Origin of the sequence: Streptococcus infantis, from assembly GCF_047464155.1 — a bacterium.
GTDB classification, from domain to species: Bacteria; Bacillota; Bacilli; order Lactobacillales; family Streptococcaceae; genus Streptococcus; species Streptococcus infantis_U.
Map to the genome: position 1 here is coordinate 817546 of NZ_JASHCL010000001.1, position 20603 is coordinate 838148.

The 20603-nt window shown below is 39.3% G+C and carries 23 protein-coding genes; 4 read left to right on the plus strand and 19 right to left on the minus strand.

The window, feature by feature from the left end; all coding sequences use genetic code 11:
* Window positions 1-115: 115 nt before the first annotated feature.
* From rsfS to QM810_RS03965, 8 genes are all read right to left on the minus strand, one after another.
* Window positions 116-469: a ribosome silencing factor gene (gene rsfS, locus QM810_RS03930; RefSeq protein WP_414253934.1), complete on the minus strand. Its 354-nt coding sequence runs from the start codon at window positions 467-469 to the stop codon at window positions 116-118.
* Window positions 470-1063, minus strand: coding sequence for a bis(5'-nucleosyl)-tetraphosphatase (symmetrical) YqeK (gene yqeK, locus QM810_RS03935; RefSeq protein ID WP_414253935.1), 594 nt, complete (start codon window positions 1061-1063; stop codon window positions 470-472).
* Entirely contained in the window at window positions 1063-1692 is a 630-nt protein-coding gene (locus QM810_RS03940) for a nicotinate-nucleotide adenylyltransferase (RefSeq protein ID WP_414253936.1), read from the minus strand. Before QM810_RS03940 ends, yqeK begins: the two co-directional genes overlap by 1 nt.
* Before the next feature lie 51 nt (window positions 1693-1743).
* Window positions 1744-2055 (minus strand): ribosome assembly RNA-binding protein YhbY, encoded by a 312-nt coding sequence (yhbY, locus tag QM810_RS03945; RefSeq protein ID WP_000060171.1) that lies wholly within the window; start codon window positions 2053-2055, stop codon window positions 1744-1746.
* 206 nt (window positions 2056-2261) lie between these two features.
* Window positions 2262-3368 (minus strand): ribosome biogenesis GTPase YqeH, encoded by a 1107-nt coding sequence (gene yqeH / locus QM810_RS03950; RefSeq protein WP_414253937.1) that lies wholly within the window; start codon window positions 3366-3368, stop codon window positions 2262-2264.
* A gap of 2 nt (window positions 3369-3370) precedes the next feature.
* On the minus strand, window positions 3371-3898 hold the full coding sequence (locus QM810_RS03955; RefSeq protein ID WP_414253938.1) for a YqeG family HAD IIIA-type phosphatase: 528 nt from the start codon (window positions 3896-3898) through the stop codon (window positions 3371-3373).
* A gap of 16 nt (window positions 3899-3914) precedes the next feature.
* The gene (locus QM810_RS03960; RefSeq protein WP_414253939.1) at window positions 3915-4820 is read right to left on the minus strand and encodes a magnesium transporter CorA family protein; all 906 of its coding nucleotides are present in this window, start codon (window positions 4818-4820) and stop codon (window positions 3915-3917) included.
* 51 nt (window positions 4821-4871) lie between these two features.
* A complete protein-coding gene (locus QM810_RS03965) occupies window positions 4872-5438 on the minus strand; it encodes a mechanosensitive ion channel family protein (RefSeq protein ID WP_414253940.1) in 567 nt (188 codons plus the stop codon).
* 227 nt (window positions 5439-5665) lie between these two features.
* Here QM810_RS03965 and QM810_RS03970 point away from each other — a divergent pair, with 227 nt between their 5' ends.
* Window positions 5666-6631, plus strand: a complete 966-nt coding sequence (locus QM810_RS03970) for an aromatic acid exporter family protein (RefSeq protein WP_414253941.1) — start codon at window positions 5666-5668, stop codon at window positions 6629-6631.
* Window positions 6632-6759: 128 nt separating this feature from the next.
* On the opposite strand, the gene QM810_RS03975 is transcribed toward QM810_RS03970, so the two are convergent.
* The 3 genes from QM810_RS03975 to typA all read right to left on the minus strand — a co-directional run bounded on the left by QM810_RS03975 (window position 6760) and on the right by typA (window position 14160).
* Complete coding sequence (locus QM810_RS03975) at window positions 6760-11856, minus strand: G5 domain-containing protein (protein WP_414253942.1); 5097 nt, start codon at window positions 11854-11856, stop codon at window positions 6760-6762.
* Window positions 11857-12053: 197 nt separating this feature from the next.
* Window positions 12054-12299: a DUF3165 family protein gene (locus QM810_RS03980; RefSeq protein ID WP_414253943.1), complete on the minus strand. Its 246-nt coding sequence runs from the start codon at window positions 12297-12299 to the stop codon at window positions 12054-12056.
* A gap of 19 nt (window positions 12300-12318) precedes the next feature.
* Window positions 12319-14160, minus strand: a complete 1842-nt coding sequence (typA, locus tag QM810_RS03985) for a translational GTPase TypA (protein ID WP_414253944.1) — start codon at window positions 14158-14160, stop codon at window positions 12319-12321.
* A gap of 159 nt (window positions 14161-14319) precedes the next feature.
* Here typA and QM810_RS03990 point away from each other — a divergent pair, with 159 nt between their 5' ends.
* Window positions 14320-15045, plus strand: a complete 726-nt coding sequence (locus QM810_RS03990) for a pseudouridine synthase (protein WP_414253945.1) — start codon at window positions 14320-14322, stop codon at window positions 15043-15045.
* Between the two features lie 34 nt (window positions 15046-15079).
* On the opposite strand, the gene QM810_RS03995 is transcribed toward QM810_RS03990, so the two are convergent.
* The 8 genes from QM810_RS03995 to QM810_RS04030 all read right to left on the minus strand — a co-directional run bounded on the left by QM810_RS03995 (window position 15080) and on the right by QM810_RS04030 (window position 18998).
* Window positions 15080-15325 (minus strand): hypothetical protein, encoded by a 246-nt coding sequence (locus QM810_RS03995; RefSeq protein ID WP_414253946.1) that lies wholly within the window; start codon window positions 15323-15325, stop codon window positions 15080-15082.
* Between the two features lie 196 nt (window positions 15326-15521).
* Window positions 15522-15749 (minus strand): hypothetical protein, encoded by a 228-nt coding sequence (locus QM810_RS04000; RefSeq protein ID WP_006149827.1) that lies wholly within the window; start codon window positions 15747-15749, stop codon window positions 15522-15524.
* A 90-nt stretch (window positions 15750-15839) separates the two neighbouring features.
* Window positions 15840-16220, minus strand: coding sequence for a rhodanese-like domain-containing protein (locus QM810_RS04005; RefSeq protein WP_045615282.1), 381 nt, complete (start codon window positions 16218-16220; stop codon window positions 15840-15842).
* Between the two features lie 5 nt (window positions 16221-16225).
* A complete protein-coding gene (locus tag QM810_RS04010) occupies window positions 16226-16441 on the minus strand; it encodes a YqgQ family protein (protein ID WP_080560879.1) in 216 nt (71 codons plus the stop codon).
* Window positions 16442-16499: 58 nt separating this feature from the next.
* A complete protein-coding gene (locus QM810_RS04015) occupies window positions 16500-16967 on the minus strand; it encodes an ECF transporter S component (RefSeq protein ID WP_414253947.1) in 468 nt (155 codons plus the stop codon).
* Window positions 16945-17718, minus strand: coding sequence for a bifunctional hydroxymethylpyrimidine kinase/phosphomethylpyrimidine kinase (locus tag QM810_RS04020; RefSeq protein WP_414253948.1), 774 nt, complete (start codon window positions 17716-17718; stop codon window positions 16945-16947). The genes QM810_RS04015 and QM810_RS04020 overlap by 23 nt, the downstream gene beginning before the upstream one ends.
* The gene (truA, locus tag QM810_RS04025; protein WP_414253949.1) at window positions 17708-18457 is read right to left on the minus strand and encodes a tRNA pseudouridine(38-40) synthase TruA; all 750 of its coding nucleotides are present in this window, start codon (window positions 18455-18457) and stop codon (window positions 17708-17710) included. Before truA ends, QM810_RS04020 begins: the two co-directional genes overlap by 11 nt.
* Before the next feature lie 85 nt (window positions 18458-18542).
* Window positions 18543-18998, minus strand: coding sequence for a GNAT family N-acetyltransferase (locus QM810_RS04030; protein ID WP_414253950.1), 456 nt, complete (start codon window positions 18996-18998; stop codon window positions 18543-18545).
* 70 nt (window positions 18999-19068) lie between these two features.
* Between QM810_RS04030 and QM810_RS04035 the strand changes: the two genes are divergently transcribed.
* The gene (locus QM810_RS04035) at window positions 19069-19725 is read left to right on the plus strand and encodes a prepilin peptidase (protein WP_214261552.1); all 657 of its coding nucleotides are present in this window, start codon (window positions 19069-19071) and stop codon (window positions 19723-19725) included.
* A gap of 50 nt (window positions 19726-19775) precedes the next feature.
* A complete protein-coding gene (locus QM810_RS04040) occupies window positions 19776-20492 on the plus strand; it encodes an EcsC family protein (protein WP_214261551.1) in 717 nt (238 codons plus the stop codon).
* Window positions 20493-20603 lie beyond the last annotated feature (111 nt).

The window sequence follows — 20603 nt, forward strand, 5'->3', positions numbered from 1 at the left end:
TATCACAACGGAAAGTCTCGGTAATTTCTCACTTCGATCTCAACAAACCAGAAAGATTTCAATACATTGTCGAATTTCAAAGCAGTTCCCAATCCTAAGCACAAGTCATCATCTACTACGCCAAAGCTTCAGATAAATCTACTGACTCTGCCTCATGCCAGAGTTTTTCTAGGTTATAGTGAGCACGCATTTCTTCTGAGAAGATATGCACAACAACACTGCCGAGGTCTAGCAAGACCCAGCCACCAGCTGCATCACCTTCGACATGACTGCCTTTAAAGCCTGCTTCCGCTACTTTTTCACGGATATTTTCAGCGATAGCATCCAACTGACGGCTATTCATAGAGCTAGTGATAACAAAGTAATCTGTCACGCTGGTCAATTCTTGTACGTCAAGCGCGAGGATATCCTCCGCGCGTTTCTCATCAGCCGCTTTCACGACTAGTTCTAGTAATTCTTTTTCGTTCATTTAGTCCTCTTTCAAATAGTGCACATAGGCGTTATAGGTTTCAAGGGTTTGGGGATAGATGGGAAATCCCTGATGAGCTAAATGCTCCACGGTATGAGCTGTCTCGTAAGCTACCGCCTTATTTAGTGATAGTTCAGCAATTTCACGCGCCTGATCCACTCCTGGAAAGGCACGATTGTGCTCAATGTAGTCTGCGACGTAGATAACCTTGTCAAGATCCGTCATCTGAATCGCTCCTACTGTATGAATTTCAATAGCTCGTAGGATTTCAGGATCTTGTAAATCCAAATCTTCCTGAATTTTGTAAATACCGACCATACCATGCCAGACATTATTGCCCCAGTTTTTGAGGTCAGGATTTAGCCGATAACGATCAATCAAGTCTAGAAATTCCTGGTCTGACAACTTTTTAGCATAGTCATGAAGGAGACCTGCTAGACCTGCTTTCTCGGCATCCACTCCGAATCGTTCTGCAAGTTCAATGGCTGCGCGCTCTACACCCAAACAATGGATCCAACGTTTCTCGGGTAGAAGCTCTGCCATTTTTTTCAATAATTCCTCACGGGAACAGTTGATATAGTCCTGGTATGCCATTAGTAAAGTCCTTCTTTCTCGATATAGTCTAATACCGGTTTAGGCAAGAGAAAGTTCGGTGTTCGTCCTTGAGCAATGAAATCACGCACCATGCTGGATGAAATATCCATAAGAGGTACATCCACCCAGATAACTGGGTAAGAAGTCCCTGCCTTGTAACGCGGACGTTGAACCCCTACAAACTGAACTAGTTCCACCAACTCATCAATTCGGTACCATTTAGGCAGATAGTCTACCATATCTGCACCGATAATGAAATAGTAATCTGTGTCTGGATTCTTCTCTGTTAGAAGCTTCATGGTGTCGTAGGTGTAAGAAATACCCTTACGATCTAGCTCGATGGTCTCAATAGCCAGACCTTCAATCCCATCAATCGCTAATTCTAACATCTTGAGGCGATGGTGTTCAGGAATGGTTTCCTTTTTATCTACGTGAGGTGGTTGGTATTCGGGCATGAGCAGAACCTGATCCAATCCCAACTGTTGACGGACTTGATCTGCAACAATCAGATGGGCATTATGAACGGGATTAAAATTCCCTCCTAAAATACCGACTTGTTTCCGTTTTTTATCCTTGATTTCTGGCTCTAACTCCACTTTTGTAAAGGGAGTTAATAATTCGATTGCCATAGGTTAATCTCCTTTACTCTTCTGTAAAAACAGTTTTTGGGAGTGCCATTCTTAGATTTCTTTAACTTTTTTAGAAATCTTGCGATTCTCTTTCTTGCTTGATTGTTTATACAAGATCAAGATGCGTCCAATTTTTTGAACTGTATCCACACCGATTTCTTCTTCCAAGATTTCAGCTACTTCGTGGATGTTTTCATCTGTATTTTGCAAGAGAGTAACCTTGATCAATTCACGGGCATCAAGAGCCTGACGAACACTTGTTTTGATTTGGTCGTTGAGACCATTTTTCCCGATTTGGATGATGGGTTTGAGGGTATGTGCCTGGCTGTTGAGGAAGGCACGTTGTTTTGATGTTAATGACATATTTTCTTTAAAAGAGTTTTTATACTTTTCTGAAGTGTGACGGACGTCAGCAAAGTCCTTCGGACTTTTATGACTAAAATCTGAGCCTAAGGCCTCAGATTTTCCGTTGTTGGTACAATTTCTTGTACCAACTGCCACCACGGCGAAAAGTATTCGTTATGGGCTCGCAATGCTCGCCTTTATATATAACTCTTTCCTTTCTGTGTTTAAATAATGGCTTTGCGTGTGACAACTGCGACGCCTTCTGGTGCCCAGACGGCTACTTTGGCAGTTCCTGTTACACGGAGCCAGCCTAGTCCTGAGATGACCAGATCTGTCTTGTCCTTGATAGTAAAGACATGTTGGACCAGTTTTGGAAAATCTTCTTTTTCCTTGCTATTTGGCGGTGTGAGAAGAGTTCCCAGGTGCTTGTCGTAAAAGACACTGGCTCCTTCTAGCTTGGTGCGGTGAAGTTTGAGTTCATTGTCAAAGAAAGCTGTGAAACCTTGCTTTTCTCCTGCAATAAAGTCAAAGCGTCCCAATCCACCTAAAAACAGAGTTTGTTCAGGGTTTAGCTGATAGGTTTTTGGTTTGATTTCCTTTTTAGGACTGACATACTTGAGATTTTTAGCCGTCAAGTAGTGAGCCATCTGATGACGGTGAATAATCCCCGGTGTATCATAGATATAAGATCCGTCATCAAGCGGAATCTCAATCTTGTCCAAGGTTGTACCCGGGAATCGAGACGTCGTGATAACATTCTGGTCACCAGTGATTTCCTGGATGATGGCATTGATAAGAGTTGATTTCCCAACGTTGGTCACACCAACTACGTAAACATCACGACCCTTACGGTACTGCTCAATCTTGTCAATTACTTCTCTAATAGCATGCTTGTTTTGTGCTGAAGTCAGGACAACATCCACAGGACGAAGACCTTCTTCGTGAGCGCGCTCCATCAGCCAGTGTGTTACCTTGCTGTCCTTAACAGACTTAGGCAAGATGTCTTTTTTATTTCCAACCAAAAGCACATCATTACCTGACACAAAGCGTGGCAAACCTGGGATAACAGAGCCATTGAAGTCAAAAATATCAATGACATTGACCACCAAGGCATCACTGTCTCCTACCTCGTGCAAGAGTTTGAGGAAATCATCATCCGTCAACTGCACATCTGTAATTTCATTATAGTGACGGAGACGGAAACAACGCTGGCAATAAACTTCTCCAGTTTCCAAACCTTTTTCCAATGCTGACTGAGGTGTAAAACCCAACCCAGTCTTATCTTCCGTCTGAATGGTTGCTCCACAACCAATACAGAGAATTTCTTCCATAGTTAAATTCCTTTTTTATAAGTAATAGGTCCGTACTTCTCAGTGATTTGCTTCATAACACGACGTTCACGAGCTCGGTTGATTTGCGTTTTGATGGAATCGTGCCACACCAAGGGTTTAACCAAAATCGAGCGAATTCCTGCACGGTGAGCTGCACGAATGTCTGTCATGAGCTGATCCCCAACCATGACCACTTCGTTTTTCTCATAGTGGAATTCTTTCATCGCTCGATCAATCCCGAAAGTAAAAGGCTTCAAAGCCCAATAAACATAGTCAATTCCAAATTTTTCAACTGCTCGTTGAACACGTTTCTTAGAATTGTTTGAGACTACGATAATACGAATCCCTGCATCACGAAGGTCGTGCAACCATCGTTTCATCTCTGGAGTCCCGTCAGGGTTATTCCAAGCAATGAGAGTGTTATCTAAATCTACCAAAACAGCTTTTATTCCCTGTTTTTGCAGGCTTTCTACTGTCAAATCATAAACTGCTTCCACAGCAAAATCTGGCATGTAATGTTCAATCGCCATTCTGGCTCCTTCTCTTTTATTTCCTAGTAATTTTCTTCAGCCATTGAGATAAGGCTGCCCATAAAATCAAGCTAGCCATTAAGATATAAATCCAAGCATTTGGCTCTTCTGTAAATGGTAGAGGAACATTCATTCCGAAGAAACCTGTAATAACCGCAAGTACTGCTAGTAAGACGGAGATAATAGTCAAAATTGTCAAACTATCATTCAGGTTATTGTTAAGGATGTTGTTGTAAGAAGCTGAGAGTTGTTGCAAGACTTGAGAAATCAAATCTGTCATAGACACCAACTGATGGGCTTCAATCATGGCATCATCAAACTGCTCTCGTTCGACATCGTTAAATCTCCGATAAAGAGCATGACCTTGGATATGTTCCAATAGAAGTCGATTTTGTTTTGCCGCAGCTGTCAAGTAAACCATACCAGTCTCCAAATCAGAGAGAGCAAAGAGATTTTTCTTTGTCGTGGTTTGACGTAGCAAGGCACTAATTTCGTCCTTACTTTTATCCATTTCTTCGATGACAGGATAATAAGCGTTACTGATAAGCTCTAAGCTGGCAAAGAGAAACTTGTAGATTGAAATCGTTTCATGAGTTTTAAGATAAGTCAGCATACGTTCAATCACATAAGCGTTCTTATGGTTACTGATCGTAATCATTCGTTGTTTTTCAACGATAAAGGTCATAGGAATGGCTTCATAGTATTCCTTGTCCTTCTCAAGATCCAGAACATTGTAGATAAAAGTTACAGTCCCATTTTCACGGTTATAGTCCATGTGGGCTCGTTCATTTCTATCCAGAGCATATTCGATGGTTTCCTTATCTAAACCATAGATTTCAGATAAATCTTCAAGATTTTTAATTTTTTCGATATCAAGATTTATCCAGGCACAACCATTTCCTAATTGTTTATCTAAAACCATCATTTCTCCTCTGTCAAACTCCCTTTATTGTACCATAAATCAAGTAAAATTTCAGTTCTCTTCATCTCTTGAAAAATTGCTAACCACTGTGATATTACGGTTAGGAACAAAGTGGAGGGCTTGGTCTTCGCCTCTTAATTGAGTTGTTCGAATGCCAACACTAACTACTTTCCCCGATACAGTAATAGGACCATTTGTCAAAACAACTTCATCTCCTACATCCAACTGGCGTTCAAAGAGAATAAAGAAACCATTGATAACATCTGAAAGGAAACCTTGTGCCCCCATACCAATTGCAACCCCAGCAATCCCCGCACCAGCTAGTAAACTTGATACAGGCAGTCCTAGGATAGATAAAATGCAGTAGACTAAGAAGAAATAGAGAATGTAATTAAAGACATTTTCAAGCAAACGAGAGATTGTCTTCTGTCTTCCCGCGTCCCGATTTGAAAATTTAAGCGATGGTTTCACTATCTTCTTTACAGCCGCATGAAGTAGCTTTTTAGCAATATAAAATAGTATAAATAAAATTAAAAGAGAAATCACTTTGGTCAAGAGATTCTCAAATACTGAGGTTAAATCTAGCTTATCAAAATAACTTTTAAAAAATTCTTGCATGTAAAACTCCTTTCTACTATTATACCATAAAACGATATCTGGACCAGTTTGGTAAATATTCATTCTGCCTATACTATTATTAGATTCACTTGATTTCAAAACATATTTATACTATAATCAAACCACTACAAGGAGAACAAATTATTTTCTCAGTAACTCTCTTGGAATAGACCTTTCTACCTCACCTACTACTAAAACTTTAAAGCATTTTCTCAAGGAAATATTCTATGTCTATCACTCAACGTACTTTAAAACTAGTCCTGGCAACCTGTTTTGCCTGTTTTCTAGCCTACTTTTTTGATTTGTCGTCAGCTGTATCAGCTGGTATCATTGCTATCTTGAGTCTTTCTGATACTCGCAGAAGTACGATCAAGCTAGCCCGCAATCGTCTTTTTTCAACTCTTCTAGCTCTCTTAGTTGGTGTTATAGCTTTCCAACTAACTGGTTATCATATCTGGAGCTTTGGACTCTACTTAGCAGTCTATGTTCCCTTGGCCTATAAACTCGGTTGGGAAATTGGGATTACTCCTAGTAGCGTCCTGGTCAGCCATCTCTTAATCCAACAAACAACATCACCAACACTTTTACTGAATGAGCTCTTACTCTTCCTAATCGGTACTGGCTTTGCACTTCTGGTCAATCTCTACATGCCTTCACGTGAAAAAGACATTCAACATTATCATACTCTTGTTGAAGAAAAACTCAGAGATGTTCTTCTACGGCTTTCTTACTATCTGAAAAGAGGGGATGGCCGTAATCAGGCTCAACTTGTAAATGAACTTGACCAACTACTTGAGGATGCTCTTAAGTTAGTTTACCTCGATCACTCTGACCATCTCTTTCACCAGACAGATTATCATATCCACTACTTCGAGATGCGGCAAAGACAAACGCGTATCTTAAGAAATATGGCTCAACAGATTAACACATGCCAATTAGCCGCTAGTGAGAGTTTGATTGTCGCTCAGCTCTTTTCAAAAACAGCTAGCCAACTGAGTCAAACCAATCCAGCCTACGACTTATTGAATGATATTGAGAGCTACCTAGAGGTATTTCGCAATCGATCTCTCCCTAAAACTAGAGAAGAGTTTGAGACACGGGCAACCCTATTACAACTCTTTCGTGAATTAGAACATTTTATCCAGATAAAAGTCGACTTCTACCAGCGATATTCAAAAAACAAAAAGAGATAATTGTACAGATAAAAAACACCTTTCGGACTGTAGAGACTTGCAGTCCGAAAGGTGTTTTTCTTGTCTTATTAAGTACTCAAAACTACTTAGAAAAATGATTCTGATCCGGTTGAAATTTATCTCAGCTATCAAGATTTATAGATCGATTCTTTAAATTCATTTGATTCCTTAAGATAAGCTTTGTAAATGGCTTTTTTCAACTTCTGTACCGGAGTTTCAATAAAGCGATATTGTTTCGCACTTGTGTTACCAGCTTTAATCTCAGCAAGTTCTTCTTTTACCGCTTCTGCCATTAACTGCTTCATTCTTTCTGGGCTAGCAATCACTTCCTTCTTGCCTTTGTAGTCAATCGTTATCGGTTTTAACTTGTTCAGGTTATTGATTCGTTCATTGACTTGTTCTTTCTTAAATTGAGCATAGCTTTTTCCAGCTAAAATCTTATCAAAGATATATTTGTCCGACAATGGACGATTGGCTTTCTCAGCATCTTTCTTGTATTGATTCGACACATAAGGGACGAAACCTTCGTAGTAACCAAGTCCTGCCATTAACTCAAAGGCTTGTTTTCTAAAGCTAATATCACCACTCATTCCTTTATCATTTTGATTAACACCATAAATCGTATCAAACATATCGACCGTGTAATAGCCATTGGCATCTACTTTCCCAGTTGCTGTTAGCCCTTTAATAATATAGCGATTTACCACGATATGATTATCAATCAAACTATTGATGTCCGTCAACTTACTTGCGTCTACCTCCGTCAAAGCCTTAATTTCCTCACTCTGATGAGTCGGTTGGGCAGATGGATTGTCGTAAGAAACTGGAGTTCTAGAACCTGAAGTTGGACTTGGCAAGAGCTGTTTGAAATAGATTGCTTTTTCAGCTGCTGACAATCCTCGACTAGCCTCAGCTTCCAAATAATCTAAACTATAAAGTACATCAAAACTACCATGCATGTATTCTTTCAAATCTGCAGCAGATTTAAAGCGGTCCGGTTTCTTATTGTAGAAACTATCTTTCTTACTTTCATCAAAGACAAAATTCAAGTTAAAGTAGGTATCAGTTTCAGGTGTATAAGAATTTTCAAAGATTCCACGAGCATAGAACTCTGCTCCCGTACCATCTCGTCGTCCATGGTTGTTAAAGAGTACTGTACGATCCAACAAGTGAGTCATTTCATGAGAGTAGGTTGCTGAACCACGATCATCTAAAACTCTATCAATAAAGTAACGCACACCAGAACCATTGGCTTCAGCTCCAACGGTTTGAGACGGAGAATACATACCTAACGGAGACATAAAGTCCTTGACTCCTTTATCAGCCTCTGGACCAAACTCCTTAGACCAAGTTTCCTTGATACCTGCATTTTGCTTGTTAGTATACTTTTTCATAGTATCCACAATCAAACGGTTGGTTATCAGTTTTGTTTGGTTCTCTTTTTTAGTAATTCTGTACAGGGAATCAACGTAAGCTGCCTGACGATCCGCTGTTAACTCAACCAGAGCCCTCGCCTTTTCTAAATCAGCCTTGTATTGGGCAGGGTTACTTTTTGCAAGTGAAGAATCAATGTAGGTTCCGATATTTCCATAAGAAACAGTTGCCATATTTGTAATAGCATAAATGCTTGGTTCTTTTATATTGACCAGACCTAAAAGAGTTGCCATATTATACTGTTTATGATGTGCAACTTGTTGTGGCTCAGCCCCATACTTGACAGGATCAGAGGTCAATTTTGTATATAGAGCAACGTTTTCGTCAGGCTTCTCTTTTGATTTTTTCTCTATAACAATGGCCTTTGTAGCATCCTTCAACCAAGTATCACCATCCATATCTGTAAAGGTAGTCCGGTTGTAGTCAAGGAAGTCTTTCAATGTTCCTTTGTCAGTAATCTTCTCAAAATACTTTTCATAGGTATTAGGACTATTGACCAACTTCATCTCACTATAGTTCATGGAACCTAGATGCTTCAACCAATCTAAGGAAGTAACTTTTTTACCAAAAGAGCTTGGATTAAAGGCTAGAATATCGCGAATATTGGTCTTACCAAAATCAATATTGTAAAAACGATTGATATAAGTTAGACCTAAAAGAATTTTTTCTTTATTTGCTTCTAGTTCACTTTGGACTTTTGCCCTAGAATCTGGAGTATTTCCTAGTATGCTAAGGGTATGAGAAGCAATCTTTTTCAGATCTGAATCTAAGTTATTCTTTGTTTGTTCAAAAGTATCTTTAATCGATAATCTTTCAAGGTATTCTTTGCGCAGGACTTCTTTGACTTCTTCATCAGTGATAGCTGGATTTGTCTTTTTGAGTTCAATCTTCTTACTAATCACGTCACGCCCAAGGATGCTTGGTTTCAGAGCATTCACTAAGTATGTGTTAGTAAATAAATCTATCCCTTTCATATCTCGGCTTACTCGATTTGTATCAATCGCATTTTCTAGATCCTTGTTATCTGGGAGGAGATGTGGTTTATTTTCTTTGGTTCCTACCAAGATTACCTTCGGTTTCATAGCTTTCGTCTCAGCAATAGTTTCTTTATACGACAGTAATGCCCCAGTGTGAGTGTTCACTTCATAAACTCGAGTAGCCGTCAACTCTCCTGCTTGACCTGGGCTCTCAATTTTTTCAGTATCCTTGTCAAGTGATGGATCCTTTCGACGTTCTTCCTTGATCGGAATTGGAGTCACAATCTTTTCGACATTCCCAACTTTAATAACCTTATCAATTGGGGCCGTGGTTTGTTTCTGTTTATCTTTTTCAGTTACAAGACCTGACTGACTATCAACTTTGTAACTAGTCATCGTTTTCTCACTACCTTCCTTCCCTGGAACAAACACTTTTTGCGTCTGGTAAGGTAGTGTAGAGTCTGCTTCAAAAACCGTCTTATTTGCAATAACCTTCGTTTCGATACTTGGTTTTGTTCCTACAAGAATAATTTCATCTACCTTCTCAACCAAGGTTTTTGTAGTACTAGACTCTTTGATTGCACCGCTGACCTTATCTCTCGTATAGTTTGTAGTCGTTTCTAGCTTTCCATTAACGCCAGAAACTTTTGTTTTTCGGGTCCCAACTGCTAGAGTTTCATCTGCTTGGTAGATAATTTTATAAGGAACCGATTGGGTTTCAATTTTTGGTTGGGGGAGTGGGAGAAGCTCTTTTTTTGTCCCGATAGCAATGATTTCCGGAATGGCTTCTGTCGTTAAAGTATTCGAAATAATCTTACGTTTTTCCTGACCATTAAGCGTGCTAACTTCGGTTAGGATGGTACGTTTCCCGTTGACACCTGCTTGAATTAGTTTAACTTGGTCTTCTGCCATATTCGGATCTTCTTGACGAATGGTCTTAAATGGAACCACCTCTGTTGTTACTTCCAATTCTGGTTTCACTTCTACTAAACTTGGACTACCTTCTTGCGGAATAGCTGTCGCTTCCACCTTGCTACCAACTGCAATAATTTCTGAAACTGGTTCTTGAGTCACAGTATTTGAGCGAACTTCACGACTCTCCTTACCATCAACCCTTGTAACTTCTGTTAGAATCGTACGTTGCCCAACCACACCTGCTTGGATTATACGAGTCTCACCTTTTAGTAAATCCGGATCCTCTTGATGAAGAGTATTATAAGGTATCTCTTCTGTACTAGTTTCCAACTCTGGCTTCACTTCTACTAAACTTGGACTACCTTCTTGCGGAATAGCTGTCGCTTCCACCTTGCTACCAACTGCAATAATTTCTGAAACTGGTTCTTGAGTCACAGTATTTGAGCGAACTTCACGACTCTCCTTACCATCAACCCTTGTAACTTCTGTTAGAATCGTACGTTGCCCAACCACACCTGCTTGGATTATACGAGTTTCACCTTTTAATAAATCTGGGTCCTCTTGATGAAGAGTATTATAAGGTATCTCTTCTGTACTAGTTTCCAACTCAGGTTTCACTTCTACTAAATTTGGACTACCTTCTAGAGGAATTGATGTGGATTCCACCTTGCTACCAACTGCGATAATTTCTGAAACTGGTTCTTGAGTCACAGTATTTGATTTGACTTGACGGCTCTCCTTACCATCAACCCTTGTAACTTCTGTTAAGATGGTACGTTCTCCTACTACTCCTGCCTGGATAACTCGAGTTTGACCCTTAGGCAAATCTGGATCTTCTTGGTAGAGTCGATCAAAAGGAACTGACTCTGTGCTTGTTTCTAGCTCTGGTTTCACTTCCACCAAGCTTGGAGAACCTTCTAGAGGAATTGATGTGGATTCTACCTTAGTACCGACTGCAATAATTTCTGAAACTGGTTCTTGAGTCACAGTGTTTGAGCGAACTTCACGACTCTCCTTACCATTACCCCTTGTAACCTCTGTTAAGATGGTACGTTCTCCTGCGACTCCTGCTTGGATAACTTGCGTTTGTCCCTTCGGTAAGTTTGGATCTTCCTGACGAATGGTATCAAAAGGAATGGATTCCTTGCTAATTTCCAATTCCGGTTTCACCTCTACTAAACTTGGTTGACCCTGAGGAGGGATTGATGTAGACTCTTCAGAAGATGGTCGGCTTGGAGTTGCTGGAGTTTCAATTATACCTGGATGACTTGGAATTAAAGCTTGTTCAAGCAGACTTCCCTGAGTCGTTTTTGAAGGTGTGACTAGGCTTTGAGATATCTCTTCATTGCATCTTACAAAATAGTAACCCGTAAATTCATAACCTTCAATCTTTTCAGGTCTTGGCAAAAACTCCCCTTCTACCGTTTTAACGAGGGCTGGACGAAGCTCTACTAAGTTTTCTAGGGCAGAGACTGAGACTGCTGTTCCCCCAACTGCCAAAACTGTCACTAGAAAAAGACTTCTACCTTTTTTCTTCTTGATTAACGTTAACGAAACCAAAAGAATTCCCATTCCTAGTACTGGCACTAAAGGATTAGAAAAGAGTCCCGTATTGGGTAAGCTTGCAGCTGATTTACGATAAATGAAGTAATAGTCCTTACCCTCTTCTAGCTCGATTGCATTATCTTCAAACCACCGCAATTCTTCCTTTATTGCTTCAGGTAAATCTTTATCCTCAACATAATGAGAAACTAATTGTGGCTGTCTCTCCTGAGCTCCTACGATTTCAATCGGTGAGGCCGCAAAAAACAAACTCGTTCCTAATAAAACAGAACAAGTTCCTATTGCATATTTTCTTAAAGAAAAACGTTGCTTTTCCTTAAATAAATGTCGGTTCATATCAAACTCCAATCTTGTAACCGTTTTCTTTCATTGTATCAAAAAACGTACTTCTATTCAAAAGATATGAAAAAAAAATGAAATCGCCTCTTACCTAGTTATGTCGTGAAAACAAAAAGCAAAACCAGCATGAATCTGATTTTGCTTCAATCATTTTACATTTTGACTCTAATGGTGTAGAGGAATGAGGGTAAATCCTACCTCTTTTTAATCGATATTAAGGAAATATCTCTCAAACTAAAGTAAGTAAGAGCCAGCATTCCCAATGTTATATAGATTTCTGCTGGAAGTTGGAAGATCTGTAGAGCCGACAGCATCAATAAAATCAAGAGAGCAACCAATCCGAAAACCAGAATAACAACGTTGACTGTTCCCTTAATACTTTGAGGGGTCGCAAAGATATAGAGTAAGAGTAATAAAATCCCTATGATTAGATAGACCATCTTTATCTCTTTCTAGCTCTTATTCAGCTGATTTTTTCTTTTTGTTTGCTTTCTCACGCTCTGCCTTGTTAAGGATTTGTTTACGCAAACGAATCGATTCAGGCGTTACTTCCATGTACTCATCGTCGTTCAAGAACTCAAGTGATTCTTCAAGTGTCAAGATACGAGGAGTTTTGATAACCGCTGTTTGGTCCTTGGTAGCTGAACGAACGTTAGTCATTTGTTTTGCTTTCGTGATATTAACAGTCAAGTCATTTTCACGAGAGTTTTCACCGATGATCATTCCTTCGTAAACCTCAGTACCTGGGTTAACAAAGATAGTACCACGTTCTTCGATAGACATGATTGAGTATGTTGTTGCCTTACCAGTATCGATAGAAACAAGGGCACCACGGTGACGTCCACCGATTTCACCTGGAATCAATGGCAAGTATTGGTCGAAGGTATGGTTCATGATACCGTAACCACGAGTCATTGACAAGAACTCAGTTGAGTATCCAATCAAACCACGCGCAGGAACTAGGAAGACCAAACGAGTTTGACCGTTACCAGTTGAGATCATATCCAACATTTCACCTTTACGTTCAGAAAGACTTTGGATAACAGATCCTTGGTATTCTTCTGGTGTGTCAATTTGCACGCGTTCAAACGGCTCACATTTAACACCATCGATTTCTTTAATGATAACTTCTGGACGAGATACTTGAAGCTCATATCCTTCACGACGCATGGTTTCGATAAGGATTGACAAGTGCAATTCCCCACGTCCTGAAACTGTCCACTTATCTGGTGAGTCAGTTGGGTCTACACGAAGAGAAACGTCTGTTTGCAATTCTGCTTGAAGGCGCTCTTCAACCTTACGAGAAGTCACCCATTTTCCTTCACGACCAGCAAAAGGTGAGTTGTTAACCAAGAAGGTCATTTGAAGGGTTGGCTCATCGATGTGAAGAACTGGAAGAGCTTCAATCGCATCTGTTGGAGTAATGGTTTCACCAACGAAGATATCTTCCATACCTGATACGGCAATCAAGTCACCAGCTTTAGCTTCTTGGATTTCACGACGTTCCAAACCAAAGAAACCAAAGAGTTTTGTAACACGGAAGTTTTTAGTTGTTCCGTCAAGTTTAGAAAGGGTTACTTGGTCTCCAACCTTGACACTACCACGGAAGATACGTCCGATACCGATACGTCCTACGAAGTCATTGTAGTCAAGAAGTGACACTTGGAATTGAAGAGGCTCATCTGAGTTGTCAACTGGAGCTGGAATGTGGTCGATAATGGTGTCAAAGATTGGCGCCATAGTCTTTTCTTGGTCTGCTGGATCATCTGACAATGAAGATGTTCCGTTGATCGCTGACGCATAAACGACTGGGAAGTCAAGTTGGTCATCATCCGCACCAAGCTCGATGAAGAGTTCCAAGACTTCATCTACTACTTCTGCTGGACGAGCTGATGGCTTATCGATTTTATTAACTACAACGATCGGCACAAGGTCTTGTTCCAAGGCTTTTTTCAATACGAAACGAGTCTGTGGCATAGTTCCTTCGTAAGCATCTACGACCAAAACAACACCGTCAACCATTTTCATGATACGCTCAACTTCTCCACCGAAGTCCGCGTGTCCTGGTGTGTCCATGATGTTAATACGAGTTCCGTTGTAAGCAACGGCTGTATTTTTAGCAAGGATGGTGATTCCACGCTCTTTCTCGATATCGTTTGAGTCCATTGCACGCTCAGCCAATTCTGTACGTGCGTCAAGAGTTTCAGATTGTTTCAACAATTCGTCAACGAGGGTTGTTTTCCCGTGGTCGACGTGGGCGATAATCGCGATATTACGGATATCTTCTCTTAATTTTGTCATGAGTTCCTCTATTTATTTCAAATTTATTTTCTAACTGAACGATTATACCACAATTTTCAGCAAATGGCATAACTCAAGTAAGTGTAAATGTTTTCAAAAGAAAATTCATTCCTTCTCTTTTCTTTTCAAAAATATTGACTTGTGATAAGATAGGTTGGTATGCGTTTAGATAAATTATTAGCCGAGGAAAAAATCAGTCGGAAAGCCATGAAACAAGCTCTTCTCAAAAAAGAAATCTTAGTTGATGGACAAGCTACTACTTCCCTTGCACAAAATATTGATACTGGTCTTCAAGAACTACTATTTCAGGGGGAAAAAATTCAAGGATATGAACATACCTATCTCATGCTCTATAAGCCAGGTGGTGTTGTAACTGCAAGTAAGGACAAAAAACTTCCAACTGTCATGGATCTTCTTCCTCAACATCTCCAGTCAGAGCAACTCTATGCCATTGGTCGTCTGGATCGAGATACGACAGGACTGCTCATCTTGACAGACAATGGGCCTTTAGGTTTTCAACTCCTCCACCCTCAGTATCATGTGTATAAAACTTATCAAGTTGAGGTCAATGGACCACTCTCATCCGACCACGTCCAAACGTTCAAAGATGGGATAGTCTTTTTAGACGGAACTGTCTGTAAACCTGCTCAGCTTGAGATTCTATCTTCAAGCCCTAGTCTCAGCCGAGCCACCATCACCATCTCTGAAGGGAAATTTCATCAGATCAAGAAAATGTTCCTCTCAGTTGGTGTCAAGGTCACTGCCCTCAAACGAGTTCAGTTCGGGGATTTTACATTAGATTCCGACCTAGCAGAAGGTCAATATCGACCCTTGAATCAGGAGGAATTGAAAATCATTAAAAACTACTTAGAGAAAAGTGGATAAAACAAAAAAGCTTTAAAGATAAAGCTTTTTTGTTTTAATGAATTCCAGAAAGTTGTGAGATAAGAACGATACAGAAAATTGCAGAAATCATAATCCCTAACACAATCCCTAAAATAGAGAGAATTTTTTCTGTCTTATAGTCTAGTCCAGATTCTTTTTGATGTGAATGAGCCAAGGCCAAACCAAAAACACCAAAAATAATACTTAAAACTGGAAATCCAAAGGCAACTATAATAGATAGAATACTCAAAACAAGTGAAGCTTTTTTCTTTTCTTGCATTTCAAAAAAACTCCTTAAATTTATTACGCAATCATTATACCATACAAACCGGCTTTATCTATTAGGTAACACGTTTTAGAACTTTGAAAACCTGTCCCTGAGCTAGAAAGAATTAGAAATGATTAAAAACCACTTAACGAAAAATGGGTAAAACAAAAAAGCTTTAAAAATAAAGCTTTTTTTGTTAGAATCCTGATTAGTGCATCATCAAAATGACTCCTGCAATCCAGTTAAGGACTGAAATGACAATCCCTACGATATTGAGGATTTTTTCTGTTTTATAATTTAGTCCAGATTGATTTTGATGTGAATTACCCAAAACAAGACCAATAATACCCAAAATCAGACCTACGATTGGAGATAACAAACCAAGGACGATAGATAGGATACCTAAAACAAGCGATGCTTTTTTCTTTTCTTGCATAATAAAAACTCCTTAAAATTTATATAAATTATTATACCATAAAAAAACGGTATCTATATTAAACATATGTGACAAGTTTTTTTCACATTGTTAATTAGATTTCACCTTTCCTGTCCAAGAATCCAACCCATAAGAGAGGATATAGATTTCTGAGAAACCTTGTTTTTTCAAGAAAAGCGCTGCATTTGTGACACGTTGCGCACGTTGATTTTCATAGAGAAGAACAGGCTTATCCTTGCGAAGCGCTGCAAGACTTGTCTTCAATTGATTTGAAGGGATATTACGAGCTCCGAGGATATGTTTTCTGTGGAAGTCAGCTGGATCACGCAAGTCAATCAACTGACCTATACGAATCAAAGACTCAAACTCTGCATTGTCTACGATTTTCGCTGCTCGACGAATGCGAAGATAGTTGTATCCCATCCATGCCAACATCGCTACGACAAGTCCCCATAATACCCAAGTTACCATAATACTTAATCTCCATTTTTTTCTAAATAGTCTAATTCTAGTTTGTGCTCTCTACGAAGAACAGCTTCCGCTTCTAAGTAATCTAGCTTGTCCATCAAGCCTGCATCATAGATTCGAGATAATTCAATCTTCATCAGCTCAATATCATAGAGACGTTTCCCCATGTAGACAATGATACCAAACTGTTTGAGAAATTGTTGCACATCGTAGAGTGTTTTCATAGCTTTTATTTTAGCAAATAATCAGAGTTTTTTCAATAGTTCCCATGGAAGACTATTTTTACTGCTTACTAATTTTCTTGATACTCTGATATAGAAGATACCCAACAATCATTCCAACAAAATTCTGCAACAAATTGTGAGGAATATCTGTCAGGGCTACCCCCCAACCTTTCATCCAAGAGGTCGCACATGCATATCCAGCTACCATGAGAAAAGTTGCCAAAACTAATCCAAGCCACCGCCATTTTCCTTTAAAACCTGCAAAGTAACCCTGCAAGCCATGGAAAAGCAAGCTGAAGAACATCCAATGAGGATGACCTGAGATTAGGTCAATAATGAAACCTCCTAGACCTCCGACAATAGCTCCTTCCCGTTTTCCATAATAAAAAGCAGTGAAGAAAACACCAGCATCTAAAAGAGTTAAAATTCCTGTTTGGGTTGGGATTTTGACAATATAACCTAAAACTACTGATAGGGCAGTCAGTATTGATAATAGGGCGATTTTACTTGTTTTGGTTTGCTTCATATTGTCTCACTCCATATTGATCTGCTTGTGCAATAGCTCGGTAAACAAAGGCTTTAGAACTTTCAATTGCTGGTAATAGTTCCTCTCCCTTGACTAACTGACTAGCAATGCTAGATGCAAAGGTACATCCTGCACCAGCATTTTGTCCTTGGATGACTGGATTTTCAAGGATTGTGTAATTTTCTCCGTCATAAAAGACATCCACAGCCTTATCCTGACTGAGGCGATTTCCACCCTTGATAATCACTGCTGGTGCACCCAAGTCATGTAGTTTTTTGGCTGCATTTTTCATGTCTTCCAGACTTTCAATCTTTTGGTCTGCAAGCAACTCTGCCTCAGGAAGATTCGGAGTAACCACAGATACATAAGGGAAAAAGCGAATCAACTCTTGACAGAGCTCACTGACTGCAACGTCATGCGTTTCCTTACAAACGAGAACAGGGTCCAAGACTACTGGAACTCCTTCACGTTCCTTGATGAAATTCAAAGCTTTCTCAGCAACACCAACAGTCGGTAAAAGACCAATTTTAATCCCTCCAAAGTCTACGCTCTTGAGACTATCCAACTGTTGTTGGAAAATAGTTTCATCAGTTGGAAAGACTTCAAAACCATTTTCTGTCAAAGCAGTCAAGCAGGTCATGGCTACAAATCCATGCAAACCATTCAAAGTATAGGTGGCAAGGTCAGCAGCTAATCCACCACCACTAAAAATATCATTTCCTGAAAGTGCTAAAATACGATTATTCTTCATAACGAATCTCCTTCAAATACAAACCATTAGGCCCTGCAGTTGGTCCTGCCAACTGTCTATCCTTTTGCTCCAAGATGAGGTCAATCTGTTCAATCGGCATCCGATTGTTACCAATTTTCAGCAGGGTTCCGACCATATTTCGAATCTGTTTATAGAGGAAACCATTGCCTGAGAAGGTAAAAGTCAAAAACTGCCCTGTTTCATCAACCCTAAGACTGGCTTCCGTGATCGTTCTTACCTTGTCTTCCACACTAGTCCCTGATGCTGTAAAACCAGTAAAATCATGCGTTCCCTCTAGTTTTTTTACAGCAAGCTGCATCCGCTCCACATCTAGTGGATAAGGATAATGAGTCGCATAATGACGACGCATAGGATTTTTAGGACGTCCTCTATCTACGATAAACTCATAGGTCTTGCTATGCTTGGCATAACGGCAATGAAAATCATCAGCCACAATCTCAATCGAAATCACATCGATATCTTCAGGGCTTTGGGTATCGAGAGCAAAACGAAGTTTTTCCTCATCCATCTGATAGGGAAGATCAAAGTGGATGACCTGACCTAATGCATGAACACCACTATCTGTTCGCCCAGCGCCATGAATGGTAATGGCTTGTCCTTTATTTAATTTGGTTAAAGTTTTTTCAATTTCCTCTTGGACACTACGCGCGTGAGGTTGTCGCTGAAAACCAGCAAAAGCGTAGCCATCATAGGAAATTACAGCTTTATATCTAGTCATGTATCTATTCTATCAAGAAAATTTCTCTGCAACAAGTTTGAAAACCAAAAATTGTACGGGTACAGTCCTCGATATCATCTAGTCCTTACCTAGATTTTCTCATTATGTATTTACGTTCTGGAACTTCAATGGTTTGAACAATTTCAAATCCTTCTTTTTGGTAAAGATTCTGAGCTCTTTGATTTGCCTCATAGACATTTAGAGAAATAGTATCTATGTCTTCATTTTCAAAGGCTAAACTGACAAATTTCCTTAAAGCCTGGCTACCTAATCCCTGCCCCTGTTTCTGGGGATTGATAAAAAATCTCCCGATATGAAGATTCCTGTCTTCTAGCCTGATTTTCTGGATAAGCCCCACAAACTCTTGTCCATCAAAGATTGAAAAGATTCCTTCCAAATCTTGCAAGACTTGTATTGTCAAGGGAAAAGGAATCATTGTTCCCATCCATTGCTTCTGAAAACTTTCTCCCAAAGCATTAGACCAGCGACAAATGAGTTGGGCATTTTCTATCTGAAGTCCTTTTTCAAAGTGAATTTTCATATTTGCTCCTAAAATTTCTCCTTTATCCAACTATTATACTCTTTCTCTTATTTTTTCCGAATTAATAAGTATGATTCACCTTTACTTTTTTCTTGTTGGAGCTATTTTTGCTTCCTTTCTTGGATTGGTTATTGATCGTTTCCCTGAGCAATCCATTGTTTTCCCTGCTAGTCACTGTGATTCTTGTCAGACTCGCTTGAGACCACTGGATTTGATTCCATTTCTCTCACAGGTATTCAATCGCTTTCGCTGTCGCTATTGCAAGTCAAGCTATCCTGTCTGGTATGCTTTCTTTGAGTTGTCCTTGGGACTGCTCTTTCTAGCTGAGTCTGTAGGATTTTTAACTTTGGGGCAAGTTATCTTGATAACTGCCGGCTTGACTTTGGGCATCTATGACTTTCGCCATCAGGAATATCCCTTACTAGTCTGGCTGACTTTCCACCTAATCCTCATGGTTTGCTGTGGTTGGAATCTAGTTATGATTTTCTTTCTTATCTTGGGAATTTTGGCTCACTTTATCGATATCCGCATAGGTGCAGGGGATTTTCTCTTTCTGGCTTCTTGTGCACTTATTTTTAGCCTAACTGAAATGCTGTTTTTAATTCAATTTTCTTCCACAACTGGCATTCTAGCCTTTCTCCTACTAAAGAAAAAGGAAAGACTACCTTTTGTACCTTTCCTCTTGCTGGCTGCTTGTTTGATTATTTTCTACAAATTATTATTGTAAATATATTTGTAATATTGTATACTAAATATAGCAAAAATAGGAGAATTATTATGAAATTTGAGTTGCCAAATATAAACTTTGAACTCCCAAAACTAGAAGTTCCAAAAATTGATGAAAATTCAATGATGCAAGTTCTTGATTGGGCTTACGATACAACTATTAATGGAATTCCTGGACAAAAAACAATTCAAGAATTAGCGGATGATTACCTAAAGAACGACAATGTTGATACTGCTATTTCAAAAATGATTGCTTTTCAAACTAGTAAAGCCGCTCTATCTGGCTTTGTCACTGGATTCGGAGGAATTTTAACTTTACCAGTAACTATCCCTGCAAATGTGACATCCGTAATTTTAGTTCAAATGAGAATGATTGCTACCATTGCTTATATGCGTGGATACGACTTAAAAAGTGATCAGGTCCAGACTTTTGTATATGCAGCACTTACAGGAACTACTGTAGCTGATATTGCAAAGAAAGCTGGGATTGTAGTGGCTGAGAAATTAGCCCAAGGAATGATTAAAAAAATTCCTGGAGAGGTGCTAAAGAAAATCAATCAAGCAGTTGGATTTCGATTGGTTACGAAATTCGGACAAAAAGGAGTAGTCAACTTAGGGAAAATGATTCCTGTAGCAGGTGCACTTATTGGAGCAGGAGTTGATACTATTTCTACACAAGTTATTGCAAATCATGCACTAAGTGTCTTCACTTCTAATGGAATTAATCTTGGAGATGACTTAATTATTGATATGGATGAAATACAATAAAAAAGTCTTATATTCTTTTATTATCTTCATACTTATCGAATAAAATTAACATAAATTTCTGCCCTCAAAGAGGGCTTTTTATTTTTTATATGCATCAAATTATCTGATGGC